At 60.6% G+C, this 13,451-nt stretch carries 13 protein-coding genes and 1 tRNA gene; 9 read left to right on the top strand and 5 right to left on the bottom strand.

Annotation, left to right across the window (positions count from 1 at the left end):
• Positions 1-97 precede the first annotated feature (97 nt).
• Positions 98-1,144, top strand: a complete 1,047-nt coding sequence (locus tag ACQ4V8_RS04805) for an NAD(P)H-dependent glycerol-3-phosphate dehydrogenase (protein WP_010394163.1) — start codon at positions 98-100, stop codon at positions 1,142-1,144.
• Between the two features lie 9 nt (positions 1,145-1,153).
• On the opposite strand, the gene ACQ4V8_RS04800 is transcribed toward ACQ4V8_RS04805, so the two are convergent.
• Genes ACQ4V8_RS04800 through mscL form a run of 4 tightly spaced genes read right to left on the bottom strand, consistent with a single transcriptional unit; the run spans position 1,154 to position 3,886 of the window.
• Positions 1,154-1,498, bottom strand: coding sequence for a cupin domain-containing protein (locus ACQ4V8_RS04800; protein WP_436571010.1), 345 nt, complete (start codon positions 1,496-1,498; stop codon positions 1,154-1,156).
• A gap of 24 nt (positions 1,499-1,522) precedes the next feature.
• On the bottom strand, positions 1,523-2,215 hold the full coding sequence (locus ACQ4V8_RS04795) for a DUF2461 domain-containing protein (RefSeq protein WP_436571009.1): 693 nt from the start codon (positions 2,213-2,215) through the stop codon (positions 1,523-1,525).
• 21 nt (positions 2,216-2,236) lie between these two features.
• Positions 2,237-3,397, bottom strand: a complete 1,161-nt coding sequence (locus ACQ4V8_RS04790) for a Do family serine endopeptidase (protein WP_043460545.1) — start codon at positions 3,395-3,397, stop codon at positions 2,237-2,239.
• Positions 3,398-3,436: 39 nt separating this feature from the next.
• Positions 3,437-3,886: a large conductance mechanosensitive channel protein MscL gene (gene mscL / locus ACQ4V8_RS04785; protein ID WP_029496110.1), complete on the bottom strand. Its 450-nt coding sequence runs from the start codon at positions 3,884-3,886 to the stop codon at positions 3,437-3,439.
• Between the two features lie 413 nt (positions 3,887-4,299).
• Here mscL and petA point away from each other — a divergent pair, with 413 nt between their 5' ends.
• The 8 genes from petA to ACQ4V8_RS04745 all read left to right on the top strand — a co-directional run bounded on the left by petA (position 4,300) and on the right by ACQ4V8_RS04745 (position 10,705).
• Positions 4,300-4,908 carry a ubiquinol-cytochrome c reductase iron-sulfur subunit gene (gene petA, locus ACQ4V8_RS04780; RefSeq protein WP_099761011.1) on the top strand — a complete coding sequence of 203 codons (609 nt, stop codon included), beginning with the start codon at positions 4,300-4,302 and terminating at the stop codon, positions 4,906-4,908.
• 2 nt (positions 4,909-4,910) lie between these two features.
• Positions 4,911-6,323, top strand: coding sequence for a cytochrome b (locus ACQ4V8_RS04775; protein ID WP_436571008.1), 1,413 nt, complete (start codon positions 4,911-4,913; stop codon positions 6,321-6,323).
• A gap of 32 nt (positions 6,324-6,355) precedes the next feature.
• Positions 6,356-7,120, top strand: a complete 765-nt coding sequence (locus tag ACQ4V8_RS04770) for a cytochrome c1 (protein WP_010394155.1) — start codon at positions 6,356-6,358, stop codon at positions 7,118-7,120.
• A 120-nt stretch (positions 7,121-7,240) separates the two neighbouring features.
• Complete coding sequence (locus ACQ4V8_RS04765; RefSeq protein ID WP_010394154.1) at positions 7,241-7,852, top strand: glutathione S-transferase N-terminal domain-containing protein; 612 nt, start codon at positions 7,241-7,243, stop codon at positions 7,850-7,852.
• A 225-nt stretch (positions 7,853-8,077) separates the two neighbouring features.
• Positions 8,078-8,590, top strand: coding sequence for a ClpXP protease specificity-enhancing factor (locus ACQ4V8_RS04760; protein WP_196856389.1), 513 nt, complete (start codon positions 8,078-8,080; stop codon positions 8,588-8,590).
• Positions 8,591-8,616: 26 nt separating this feature from the next.
• Positions 8,617-8,692 (top strand) — tRNA-Thr (locus tag ACQ4V8_RS04755).
• A 400-nt stretch (positions 8,693-9,092) separates the two neighbouring features.
• Positions 9,093-9,356, top strand: coding sequence for a helix-turn-helix domain-containing protein (locus ACQ4V8_RS04750; protein ID WP_010394120.1), 264 nt, complete (start codon positions 9,093-9,095; stop codon positions 9,354-9,356).
• Between the two features lie 2 nt (positions 9,357-9,358).
• The gene (locus tag ACQ4V8_RS04745) at positions 9,359-10,705 is read left to right on the top strand and encodes a type II toxin-antitoxin system HipA family toxin (protein WP_436571007.1); all 1,347 of its coding nucleotides are present in this window, start codon (positions 9,359-9,361) and stop codon (positions 10,703-10,705) included.
• 276 nt (positions 10,706-10,981) lie between these two features.
• Here ACQ4V8_RS04745 and lnt read toward each other — a convergent pair whose 3' ends face one another.
• On the bottom strand, positions 10,982-13,447 hold the full coding sequence (gene lnt, locus ACQ4V8_RS04740; RefSeq protein ID WP_436571006.1) for an apolipoprotein N-acyltransferase: 2,466 nt from the start codon (positions 13,445-13,447) through the stop codon (positions 10,982-10,984).
• Positions 13,448-13,451: the final 4 nt, after the last annotated feature.

The following is a 13,451-nucleotide window of genomic DNA, read 5'->3' as shown; positions in this document are numbered from 1 at the left end:
AATACATCCCCTACTGGGATAGGCTCTAAGCACCGCCAGATTCATCGGGGCAGCGGCCAACCGCGCCGCGCCCCTCCCCCTGCCAGACTGAGGTTGCATGCAAGTTTCCCCTGAAAACACTCCCGATACCACCGCTACAGCTGCCCCGCGCCGCATTACCGTGCTGGGCGCTGGCGCCTGGGGTACAGCCGTCGCCATGGCGTTGGCCGGCCGCCACGACGTACTGCTGTGGGGCCGCAATAGCGACGCCATGGCCGCCATGGCCGCCAGCGGCGAAAACAGCTATTTGCCCGGTTTTGCTTTACCGCCGCAGTTGCGCCTGGTCGCCGATTTCGACGCCGCCCTCGCGCACGCGAATGGCGAACGGGGTCTGCTGATCGCCGCCTGCCCGGTTGCAGGCCTGCGGCCCCTGCTGCTGCAACTGAAGGGCAAGGCCATCCCGAACCTGGTATGGCTGTGCAAGGGCTTTGAAGGCGGCACGGGCCTGCTGCCGCACCAGATCGTGCAAGAGGTGCTGGGCGACACGGTCGCCGGCGGCGCCCTGTCGGGGCCCTCGTTCGCGCAGGAAGTGGCACGCGGCCTTCCGTGCGCGCTGACCATCGCCTCGCACAGTGCCGCCTTGCGCGACGCCGTCGTCTCGGCATTGCATGGCGGCACCATCCGCGTGTATGCGAGCGAAGACCTGGTCGGCGTGGAAGTGGGTGGTGCCATCAAGAACGTGCTGGCGATTGCCACCGGCGTGGCCGATGGTCTGGGCTTGGGCTTGAATGCGCGCGCCGCACTGATCACGCGGGGCCTGGCAGAAATCACGCGCCTGGGCACGGCCCTCGGTGGCCAGACAGAAACGTTCATGGGCTTGACGGGCATGGGCGACTTGATACTCACGTGCACCGGCGACCTGTCGCGCAACCGCAAGGTTGGCCTGGCCCTGGCGCAAGGCAAGGCGCTGGCGACCATCGTGGCCGAACTCGGTCACGTGGCCGAAGGCGTGCCCTGCGCCAAGGCCGTGCGCGAACTGGCGCGCCGCATGGATGTCGACATGCCGATCACGAATGCGGTGGCCGGCGTACTGTTCGATGGCGATTTGCCGCACTTGATGGTGCAGCAGCTGCTGTCGCGCGATCCGCGCGCTGAGTCGGCCTGACCCACGGCCCTAGCGCCAGGCCTTGGCCATCAGTATCGTCAGCAGCACCACACTATCTTCGCGCGCGGCCAGCGCATGCGCCTGACCGCCGCGCAAATACAGCATCTGCCCCGGCCCCAGCACCTGCTCCCCGCCATGCGCCGTCACCGCCACCTGCCCTTGCAGGCACAGCAGGGTGATTTCACCGAATACGTGATGTTCGGGCATGGTCTTGCCCTTGGGCATGCACATGCGGATCAATTCCAGTTCGTCCGTCTTGGCCAGCGCGATGGCGGAAAACTGCGACAGCTCGTCGTCATCCCTGCGCAGCACCTCGATCACCTGTCCTGAACTTGCGTGCTCCAGTGCCATCATGTGCTCCTTCAGCAATTTCAGCAATTACTCGGGGACTTCTCCCGGCTCTTTCGCGCCGCGCATCCACTCGACCAGTGGCCACGCATCCTGCAAGCCTTGTGCCAGGGTCGACAGCAGTTTCTCGGGTTCGTTCACGGGCCGCGGCACTTCGGTCCAGACAAAAAAGCTCTTCAACTTAATGAATTCGATATGTTCGGCCTGCGCATCGAAGCCTTTGGGCGGACGCTGCAACTTGCCCTCATTTTGCAAGCTGCCAAAACGGGCCTTGAAACGCTTATTTTTCAGCACTTTGGAAAAACCTGGCGCATCGTTGAGCATGTGCTCGCGCAGCGCCTTCAGGCGGCCAGCTGGCGGCATGTATTCGCCGGCGCCGAACAGCAAGTTGCCCTGGCCATCGATCTGCAGATAGTAAGTGGGCCCGCCCGCCTTGCTGGGACGGCGCATGTCGTTTGGCGCGATGGCGGCCGAAAAACGCGTTTTATACGGGCTTTTGTCGTGCGCAAAACGCACGTCGCGGTTGATGCGGAACAAGGCCTTCTTCGGGTTGCAGTACTTCACGGCCGGGTCGAACTTGCCCAGCTCACCGATCAGGCTGGTGACCAGCGCGAGGAATTCCTCGCGCAGGATGTCGTAGCGGGGCTTGTTCATGACAAACCAGGGACGGTTGTTGTTGTCGCTCAGTTCACGTAAAAATTGGGTCAAATCACGCACATGCATGTGTCAAATTCCGATCAGCAACTATTTGGAAAGCTCTTTCGGAAGGGGGCGCTTGCCCACCATCACGTCGAGTGCCGCTTCGCGATTCTTGCGCAGCACCGTCATTTTAGCTTTTCCGCCCGGTGGCAGTTGGGCGATCAGATTCAGCATTTCCGTGGTATCGCCCACGGCCTTGCCTTGCACCGTCAGCAAGATGTCGCCGGGCACAATGCCGGCCTTGTCGGCCGGGCCATTGCGTACCACGCCGGCAATGATGGCGCCGCTTGAGCGCTGCAAGCCGAAGCTTTGCGCCAGCTCGGGCGTGATGTCCTGCGTTTCCACGCCGATCCAGCCGCGCACCACATGACCATCCTTGATGATGGCTTCCATCACCGCCTTGGCCGTCGAGACCGGAATGGCGAAGCCGATGCCGACCGAGCCGCCGCTTTGCGAATAGATGGCAGTATTGATACCGATCAAGTTGCCGCGCGTATTGACCAGGGCGCCGCCCGAATTACCGAAATTGATGGCCGCATCCGTCTGGATGAAATTTTCAAAGCTGTTGATGTGCAAGTTGTTGCGGCCCAAGGCGGAGATAATGCCCATGGTCACCGTCTGGCCTACGCCGAACGGGTTGCCGATGGCCAGCACCACATCGCCCACGCGCGCCAGTTCCGACTGGCCCAACACGATGACGGGCAGTTTGTCGAGTTCGATCTTGATCACGGCCAAGTCGGTTTCCGGGTCCAGGCCCACCACCTTGGCCGGCGCCTTGCGCCCATCGGTGAGCACGACTTCGATTTCGTCGGCGCCCTCCACCACATGATTGTTCGTGAGAACATACCCTTCATGGCTGACGATGACGCCCGAACCGAGGCTGTTTTTCAAGTCAGCGTCATCCTCGCCATCCAGGTCGCGCTCGCCGAAGAATCGTTTGAAAAAGGGATCGCGCGCCAGCGGGTGGGCGCCGCGCTTGGACACTTGCAGGGTGAGGATGTTGACGACAGCGGGCATGGCGCGCGCTGCCGCGTCGCGGTAGGAACCGGGCGCCAGGCTGCTCGACGCCGTTTCCACCACGGGCACCGGCTTGGCGGCAGAGCCTAGCTGCTGTACCCGGCTGGCCGGGCGCAGTGCGCCGTACACAAAGTACAGCGCCAACGCGATGGTCACGGTTTGCGCAAACAATAACCAAAATCGCCGCATAGAGCCCTATCGAGGTCAACCAGCCGATGCCGGAACGCCTTATTTTGCCAGATCGTTGCTACTCTGTCCGTTCTTCTGCAGGGAATCGCGGATTTCACGCAGCAGCACGATGTCTTCCGGCGTGACTGGCGCCGGTGCCGGTGCGACCGGTTCGCTGCGGCGGGCCTTGTTCATCAGGCGCACCATCTGGAAGATGATGAAGGCAAGAATGATAAAGTTGAGCAAAATGGTCAGGAAGTTGCCGTAGGCCAGCACCGCGCCCGCCTTTTTTGCTTCCACCAGTGTCATCGTCGTGGCTTGGCCGTTCAAGGGCAGGTAGTAATTGGCGAAATCAAGGCCGCCGAAAACGCGACCGATGGGCGGCATGATCACGTCTTGCACCAAGGAATCGACAATCTTGCCAAAGGCGCCGCCGATGATGACACCGACCGCCAGATCGACAACGTTGCCTTTCATTGCAAATTCTTTAAATTCCTTCATCATTGCCATGAATTTCTCCTTCAAATATGTAAAAAAAACATGCCGATCATACTATTGATTCCGGGTGCCACCAACTTATGGTTATTAAGAAGACCAATTCGGATACAGCCAAGCGCATCTAGTTCGAAAGAACTAGCCACCTCCTGCAAAAGTATATAAATTATGGTACAAGCAACGTTTTTGTTCTATTCGTTGTTTGCTTCACTTATAATTTGCGGTTGCTAGAAGTGGCTTTTTTACTTCCGGATAATCAACAAGAAACTGGCATGGGCTGCGCCATAGTCCGAAGTTCCGCAGGGATATTGCCACTTTACTGCACAAAGATGCGGATTGCGGCAATCAGTGGGAAAGAGCTTCGGCGACGGATTTTTCGCGGCTGCCAGTCATAATAAAGATTCGCATTTTGACTGATTGGGGTTTGCATGAGTAACGAAAAGCAGGTCGATTCAGGCCGTCGCGGCTTGCTCGTCGCCACGTGCGCGGCGGGCAGTGTAGTTGGATTGGCAACCGCGGGAGCCTTGGTAAGCACCTTCCAGCCGTCGGAGCGCGCGAAAGCGGCGGGCGCGCCGGTCGAAGTAGACATCACCACCTTGCAACCGGGCGAAATGCGCACCGTTGAATGGCGCGGCAAGCCGGTCTGGATTTTGAAGCGCACGCCGGAAATGATCGCGTCCCTGAAAAAGACCGACGGCAAAGTCGCCGATGCCAACTCGCAACGCAATCCCGCCGAATTCACGCCCGACTACTGCATGAACGAAGCGCGCTCGATCAAGCCTGAAATTCTCGTCGCCGTCGGCATCTGCACCCACCTGGGCTGCTCCCCTTCCTCGAAATTTGCCCCCGGCCCGCAACCGTCGCTGCCCGATGACTGGGAAGGCGGCTTCCTGTGCCCTTGCCACGGCTCCACCTTCGACATGGCAGGCCGCGTGTTCAAGAACAAGCCGGCGCCGGACAACCTCCAAGTGCCGCGCCATATGTATCTGAGCGACACCAAATTGCTGATAGGTAAAGACGAGAAAGGCGAGGCTTGATCATGGCTGCTTTTAAAGAAACGAAATTCCCGGCGGACGCTCCCGTCGCCGAAAAAGCGCTGGGCTGGGTCGATGACCGCTTTCCCCTGACCAAGCTGTGGAATGATCAGTGGGGCAAGTACTACGCCCCGAAAAACTTCAATTTCTGGTACATCTTTGGCTCGCTGGCCATGCTGGTGCTGGTCTTGCAGATCGTCACCGGCATCTTCCTGACCATGCACTACAAACCGGATGCGGCGCTGGCCTTCAACTCCGTCGAGTACATCATGCGCGAAGTGCCGTCGGGCTGGCTGGTGCGCTATATGCACTCGACAGGCGCCTCCGCCTTCTTCATCATCATCTACCTGCACATGACGCGCGCCCTGATGTATGGCTCGTACCGCAAGCCGCGTGAGCTAATCTGGCTGTTCGGTTTCGCCATCTTCCTGTGCCTGATGGCCGAGGCATTCTTCGGCTACCTGCTGCCATGGGGCCAGATGTCGTACTGGGGCGCCCAAGTGATCGTCAACCTGTTTGGCGCCATTCCATTCATCGGCCCTGACCTGTCGCTATGGATACGCGGCGACTATGTCGTCTCCGACGCGACTCTGAACCGCTTCTTCGCCTTCCACGTGATCGCCATCCCGCTGGTACTGCTGGGCTTGGTCGCAGCACACTTGATCGCCCTGCATGAAGTCGGTTCGAGCAATCCGGACGGCATCGAAGTGAAGGAAAACCTGGGCGCCGATGGCCACCCGGTCGATTCGATTCCTTCGCATCCTTATTACACCGTGCATGACCTGTTCGGCGTGTCGATCTTCCTCGTCATTTTCAGCGCCGTGGTGTTCTTCGCGCCGGAAATGGGCGGTTACTTCCTCGAATATAACAACTTCCTGCCTGGCGACTCGCTGAAAACCCCGCTGCACATCGCGCCAACCTGGTACTTCACGCCGTTCTACTCGGTGCTGCGCGCTACCACGGCCGACTTCATGTACGTGCTGATGGGTGTCGTAGCCGCCTACGTGGTATTCATCTGGCTCAAGTCGCGCCTCTCGACGAGCGTCAAGTCCGTCATCGCTGGCATCGCCATCATCGCCATCATCGGCATGCTGCCGCAGGTGCTCGATGCGAAATTCTGGGGCGTCGTGTTCTTTGGCGGCTCCGTCGTGATCCTGGCGTTCCTGCCATGGCTCGACCATTCGCCCGTGAAATCGATACGCTACCGTCCGACCTGGCACAAATATGTGTACGCCATCTTCGGCCTGTCGTTCCTGATCCTGGGCTACCTCGGCACCCAGGCGCCAACGGATACGAAAACCATCGTGTCGCAAGTGTGCACACTGATTTACTTCAGCTTTTTCCTGCTGATGCCATGGTGGAGTGCAATGGGCAAGTTCAAGACCGTGCCGTCGCGTGTGACGTTTCACCCGCACTAAGCCGCTCTCACGCCACGCTCAAAGGACCTTACATGAAATTTTCAAAAAAACTGCTCGCCATCCTGGCCTTCGTGCCCGCCATGGCTCTCGCCAGCGAAGGCGGCTTTCCGCTGGACAAGGCGCCTGATCGCCAGACCAACATGGCTGCGCTGCAACATGGCGCCAAATTATTTGTCAATTATTGCCTGAATTGCCATGCTGCCGTGTCGATGCGCTACAACCGTCTGCGCGACCTCGGTTTGACGGAAGACCAGATCAAGCAAAATCTGTTGTTCTCCGCGGACAAAATCGGCGACTTGATGACAACTAGCCTGGCACCGCAGGATGCCAAGGCTTTCTTTGGCGTCGTACCGCCCGATTTGTCGGTAATTTCGCGCGCGAAATCATCTTCCGCTGGCACAGGCGGCGACTACCTGTATACTTACCTGCGTACGTTCTATAAAGACGACACTCGGCCGACCGGCTGGAACAACATGGTCTTGCCGAATGTCGCCATGCCGCATGTATTATGGGAATTGCAAGGTATCCAGACTGCCAAGTTCGTGGAAGAAAATGATCCACACGAAGCTGGCAAGAAGATCCACAAATTTGCCGGCTTCGAGCAAGTCAAGCCAGGCACGTTGAACAAGATCGAGTACGACAATGCGATAGCCGACCTGGTCGGCTACATGGAGTGGATGGCCGAACCGGCACAGCAAACACGCAAGCGCCTGGGCGTTTGGGTGCTGCTGTTCCTGTCGGCCTTTGCTCTGCTGGCATGGCGCCTTAACGCGTCGTTCTGGAAGGAAGTCAAATAAGTGAGGCGCCGGCCATAGGCCGGTTTATGCCTGTTTCTGCATTGTCCGCATGAGTGGACAAGCGACCTGGGGTGAGCCGTTCGCGGCTTCACCCCCTTTGTTTCTAAGGAACTATAAAAAATGATGGTTCTCTATTCGGGTACAACCTGCCCATTTTCGCAACGCTGCCGCCTGGTCCTATTTGAAAAAGGCATGGACTTTGAAGTGCGCGACGTCGACCTGTTCAACAAACCGGAAGATATTTCGACCATGAACCCGTACGGCCAGGTGCCTATCCTGGTCGAGCGCGAACTGATCCTGTATGAATCGAACATCATCAACGAGTACATCGATGAGCGCTTCCCGCATCCGCAACTGATGCCGGCCGATCCGCTGATGCGTGCCCGCGCGCGCCTGATGCTGTTCAATTTCGAAAAAGAACTGTTCGTGCACGTGCACGTGCTGGAAAGCGAACGCGCCAAGAGCAACGACAAGGCCCACGACAAGGCACGCGCGGAAATCCGCGACCGCCTGACGACCCTGGCACCGCTGTTCCTGAAAAACAAGTACATGCTGGGCGACGAATTCTCGATGCTCGACGTGGCTGTCGCGCCGCTGCTGTGGCGCCTGGACCACTACGGTATCGAACTGTCGAAGACGGCAGCACCGCTGATGAAATACGCCGAACGCATCTTCTCGCGTCCTGCATACATCGAAGCGCTGACGCCATCCGAGAAAGTGATGCGCCGCTAAAAGATATCCCCATTCAGCGACTGCGCAGCCCGCTCTTGACCTGGCGTTACTCACCGTACTTCGGTACGGCTGCGTTACCAAGGCCAACTTCGGGCTTGCTCGCTACGCTTTCTGGGGCATCTTGGGCCAGGTACTAACGTTGTTTTTGCGCTATCCCAGTCTTTTGAACTACCGGTGCGCCCGCCTCATGCTTGATGAGGGCGCTCCCGCCTCACAGTGCCTATCATGTCTGAAATCTCAACCAAACCTTATATGCTGCGCGCCATCTACGAGTGGTGCACCGACAGCGGCTACACGCCATATCTCGCGGTCAAAGTCGATTCGCGCACCACGGTACCGATGGCATACGTGAAAAAGGGCGAAATCGTGCTCAACATCAGCTTTGGCGCCACCAGCGGCCTGAAGATGGATAATGACGCCGTCCGCTTCCACGCCCGTTTTGGCGGCGTCTCGCGCGAAATCTACGTGCCGGTCGACAACGTGATGGCCATCTACGCCAACGAAAACGGCCAGGGCATGGCATTCGAGCCGGTGCTGGGCAACGATGATCCCGACGCGCAACCGACGGACAGCCCAGCCTCCGCCGACGTCCCGCCACCCGTGCTCACCCCCGCCGCCAGCACCCCGACCCTGTCGTCCGTGCCGACCAGTTCCGCAGAACAACGCGACAACGCTACGCCCGGCGACGACGAGCCACCAAAAAAAGGTGGCCGCCCGACCCTGACACGCATTAAATAGCGTATAATTCGCAACGCACAGTTTTTGCCGACTTAGCTCATTTGGTAGAGCAGTTGATTTGTAATCATCAGGTGGCCAGTTCGAAACCGGCAGTCGGCACCAAGAATATCAAGGGCTTACAGAGATGTAAGCCCTTTTCTTTTGGGCGAATGGGCGGACATTCTCGCGATTACGGCACTATTCTTTGTAGTGTCGATCAGCGCCGCGATTTTTCAGGCAAAGTACACCGGACTTCTGCTGAAACTCCAACCGGACGAGACTGAATACACTTTCTACGACTGATTGAACAGCCAAGGCCGACCGTCGCGTGACAGTCGGCCTTGGTGCCTCGCATACCCCGGTGAAGCGCGAGGAAATCTGCAGCATCTTCCGGCCAACTGTTCCTTATCTCTTCCCCGCTTTATCTGTCCCTCAGCTATTTCTGACACATCCGTTATTCAGATATCTTGACTTTATCTGCATTTCAGATAATATTGATATATCTGAATAACGGATACCACACATGTCCTTCTCGCCTACCACCCACCGTCTCCTCACGGCGTCGCAGCTCGGCCAGTTGCTCGCATCGACCCGCAAACGGCATAAGATCACCCAGGCGACTGTAGGCACGCGTGTCGGCTTGAGCCAGAATCGCATCTCCTACCTGGAGAGTCATCCTGACGAAATCAGCGTCAAGCAGTTACTCAGCTGGTGCTCCGCGCTCGAGCTAGAGCTGCAGTTGGGCGAGCGCGATACATCCGCCACAAGCAATTCGGCCGAGTGGTAGCTATGGGCCGCCGCTCACACAGCCAGACGCTCCATCTTTGGGCAAATGGCGACTATGTAGGACGCTGGACGGTCAAGGCCAACGGCGACTCCGAACTCCAGTACGATGCGTCCTGGCAAAGTTCAAGGCTCGGGCGCCCGATCTCGCTGTCGCTGCCGTTCAATCTACGCAATGAACCGCTCAAGGGTGCCCGTGTTGCCAACTACTTTGAGGGCTTGCTGCCGGACAGTGACATCATTCGCAAACGCGTTGCGACCCGGTTCAAGACAGGCTCTCTCGAACCGTTCGACCTGCTCGCGGCTATCGGCCGGGACTGCGTCGGCGCCTTGCAGCTGCTGCCCGAAGGCGGCAAACCGGAAGGGCTGGCCCAGGTCGATGGCATCGCCCTTGACGAGGAAAACATCGAGCGGCACTTGCTCGAAGTGGTCAGCTCGGAGCGACACGGCGCCACCGATGATGCAGACGATGATTTCCGCATTTCGCTCGCTGGCGCGCAAGAGAAAGACGCCTTCTTGTGGTGGGATGGGAAATGGATGAAGCCGCGTGGCGCGACGCCCACAACGCACATCTTCAAGCTTCCGATCGGGATGGTAGGCGGGAAAAAAGCCGACTTCAGCACGTCGGTCGATAACGAGTGGCTATGCCTGCGGCTGTTCAAGGAGTATGGACTGCCCACGGCAAACGCCCAGATTGCGACGTTCGGCGCGCAACGGGTACTCGTCGTTGAGCGTTTTGACCGCGTGCGATCAAGCGATGGCAAGCAGCTGTTCCGGCTGGTTCAGGAGGATTTTTGCCAGGCGACGGGAACATCACCGCTGCTGAAATACGAAAATGACGGTGGACCGGGGTTAAAACAGATGTTTACCCTGCTGCAGCAATCACAGCAAAGCGCTGCCGACATGCACACGCTGATGGCCTCCCAACTTCTGTTCTGGATGCTGCGCGCACCCGATGGCCATGCCAAGAACTTCAGTATCCAGCTCTTGGCTGGTGCCGGCCGGTTCAAGCTAACGCCCATCTATGATGTGATGTCCGGCTACCCTGTGATCGGCCCTGGCCCAAACCAGTGGTCCGAACGCAAGCTCAAGATGGCGATGGCACTACTCGGAAGCAACCGGCACTACCTCGCGCATGGCATACAGCGGCGACACTTCAATAGCACTGCAAAAGCGGTCGGCTATGGCGCGCACGCCGAACCGCTCCTGCTCGATTTCATTGCCCGCACACCCACCATCGTAGAAAAGGTCCGCAGCGAACTGCCTGTGGGGTTTTCGGAAAAGGTGGCCGACAGAATTCTGGGCGGCCTGCTTGATGCAGCAGCTGCCCTTCAACGGATGCCGCCAGCCTGACCAGTGCTGCGCAGCGGACACTAACGCGAAAATGGCCAGTATCTTAACCTCGGTAAAACGTGCGGAAAATCAGCAGCATCTTCTGGTCGGCTATTCCCTTATCCCTCCTCTAAAAGCGCACACGCCTCGAACTGCACCTCAAACCCCTGAGCTGAGGCGTGGGCTAGTCGAAGTGAACCTGCGCCGTCAGCAGGCAGCTACCGAAGCCGACGTCGCACAAGCAGGGCAGGCCAATGGTGGCGAAAAAATCGCTATAAAAACAGCGAGCATCGCCCCTTATGCGCCATACAGGTTCGCCAGCAGCCAGCCGGGCAGGCCGAGATACAGCGCCAGGCGGCTGGCGCGCTCCAGCCAGCCGCGCACTTCAATAGCTAGTCCCGGACGCAGCAGCGCCGCTAACAGCGTGCCAATTTCAATCGCCAGGCGCAGCAAGGCCGCGCTCAGGGAGACGCCGATCGACCAGGCCGCCCACCACAGCGAGAAAGCCAGCAGGTAAGCCTTCAGGCCGTAGCTGTAGTACTCGCCGAAGGCGCTGCCGTAGGCGATATGCTGATGCAAATGGAAGGCGGGTATCGCCAGTGCCAGCGGCAGCAGGACGAACTTGGCCAGCGGCAGGTCGAGCTTGCGTTGACGCAGCGCCAGGCGGGCGCGCGCATACACGCACATCACCGCGCCGGAGTACTCGGGCTCCCGCGCACCGCCAGCGCCGGCCAGCGCTGCGGAAAAAGCGAGCGGGTTGGCCAGCGCCAGCCCGTAGTGCCAGCGCTGCCCCGAGACCAAGCGCAACGCGACGCCGGCGGCAGGAGTCTGCAAGCGCCACAACTCGACCGAGGCAATCTCGCTCAGCGCAAGTTCGATGCGCTGCGCGCCGCGGCTCAGCACCAAGGCCGTATCGCTGATCGAGGCCTGCGCGGCAAACGCCAGCAGCACGCACCACGAGGCGATTTCCGGCACGAGGAACAGGCCCGAGAACAGGCGGATCTGTGCCAGCGTGTTGGTCCGCAACGGTTCGTTGAGCAGCAGCGCCACACAGATGCCGAGCAAGCCTGCGCGCGCCAAGGTGCGCAGCAGCGCTGCGGCCAGCCGCGCCGCCGGCGGCAACACCGCTACCCTGACCGGGAAATGCATGGCAGGCGACTGCGCGTCCGCTGCTGGTGCACGCCACGAGGGAATGGCCGCCCTGGCCGCCAGCAACAGCAGCAACACGCTAGCGGCTCGTCCCACCCAGTCGCCCCACCGGACCATCAAGGTCGGCGCCGGCCGGCTCGGCACAAGGTCGGCGATCACCAGCGCGGGCACGCCCATGCTAGTGCCGGCCAGCACGGCGCCGGTGGCGTCTAACACCGCGCTGTAGCCGTTGGTGGTGACGCGCACCTGCGCCAGCCGTGTTTCGATGCTGCGAAACGCCGCCACCGTCTGGTGCAGGCGCGCGCCCTCGGGATCGGAGCTGAACCAGGAATCGTTCGACATGGTGACGATGGCCTGCGCTCCCAGCCGGGCGCCGGTGAGCGCCAGGTCGGCATCGACGTCGTCGAGGCAGATCAGCGGCAGCACCGGGATCTCGCGGCCATCGGCCAAACGCAGCGGGAACACGCGCGCGCCATTGCCCGCGCGCCAGTTGCCGGTCCACGGCAGCAGATTGCGCAGGCGCGGCCCGTCCAGCCAGGCCGGCACGTATTCGGTGAAGGGGAACAGGCGCGTCTTGCGATACAAGCCCGTCAGGCCGGCGTCGGGCTGCACGAAGGCGGCCGCGTTGTATTCACCGTCGCTGTCGCTGTCGTAGGTGCCGAACACGAAGGGCACGCCTGAGGCGCGGACGTTGGCGAGGATCTCGCGGTCGAAATCCGCACCGGCTGCGCTTTTGGGGTGGCCGAAGGTGGTGGGATAGGCGGTCTCCGACCACAGCACCACCTGCGCATGGCGCCGCACCACCGCGTCATAGCTCATGGCAAAGTGCGTCGCGAGCACTTCCTGCACCACGGCACGGGTGCCCTTTTGCCGGCGCATGCCTTCATAGTCCACCATGTTCGCCTGGACCAGGCCCACGCGCAGCGGCTTGGCGACGACGGCGTCGCTGTTGCCGCCGCTGTCCGCGAGCACCGCCAGCCCGTAGCCGGCCAGCAGCAGCGGTCCCAGTGCGGACAAGGCGAGCGGGCGGGCGATCGCGCGCCAGCCATCGCGCCGCCGCGTCAGCGCCACCACCACGCCTTCATTGGCCAGCAACAGCAGTACGGTCAAGCCTGCAGCGCCCCCCACGGCGGCGCCCTGGCGCATCAATGGCGATGGATACAGGCCGTGACCGAGCGTGTCGCCGAGCAGCTTGGGCAGCAACCATTCCGCCGCCACCCAGGCCGCAGCAGCCGCCAGCGCGCGCCACAGCGGACCGTACCCGCGTCCACTCGCATGGCGCACCAGCGCGAACACGAGGAACTGCGGCTGGAACAAGGGCGCGGCCAGCAGCAGCACGGCCAGGCCAGTGGTCGCGCCGACCTGCGTATAGCGTCCGAGCGCGGTGCCGAACCAGGGGAAGACGGCCGCCGTGAAGGCCAGCGACATCAAATAGGCCCAGCCCAGCGTGGCCGCCAGCGAGCGGCTGGCGTTCAGCGTGAGCAGCCACGGCACCAGCATCACGAAGCCCAGCAACCAGCCGGCGCCGCCGCGCGCATACAGGGCCGACAGCACGGCGCTGGCCAGGATGCCGGCGGCCATGCGCGCGGTGGAAGAGTTCAGGTGTTGTCGCATGCAG

Origin of the sequence: Janthinobacterium paucivorans, assembly GCF_051380805.1 — a bacterium.
Taxonomy (GTDB): domain Bacteria; phylum Pseudomonadota; class Gammaproteobacteria; order Burkholderiales; family Burkholderiaceae_D; genus Janthinobacterium; species Janthinobacterium lividum_D.
This window is presented reverse-complemented; position numbering and strand designations above follow the sequence as displayed.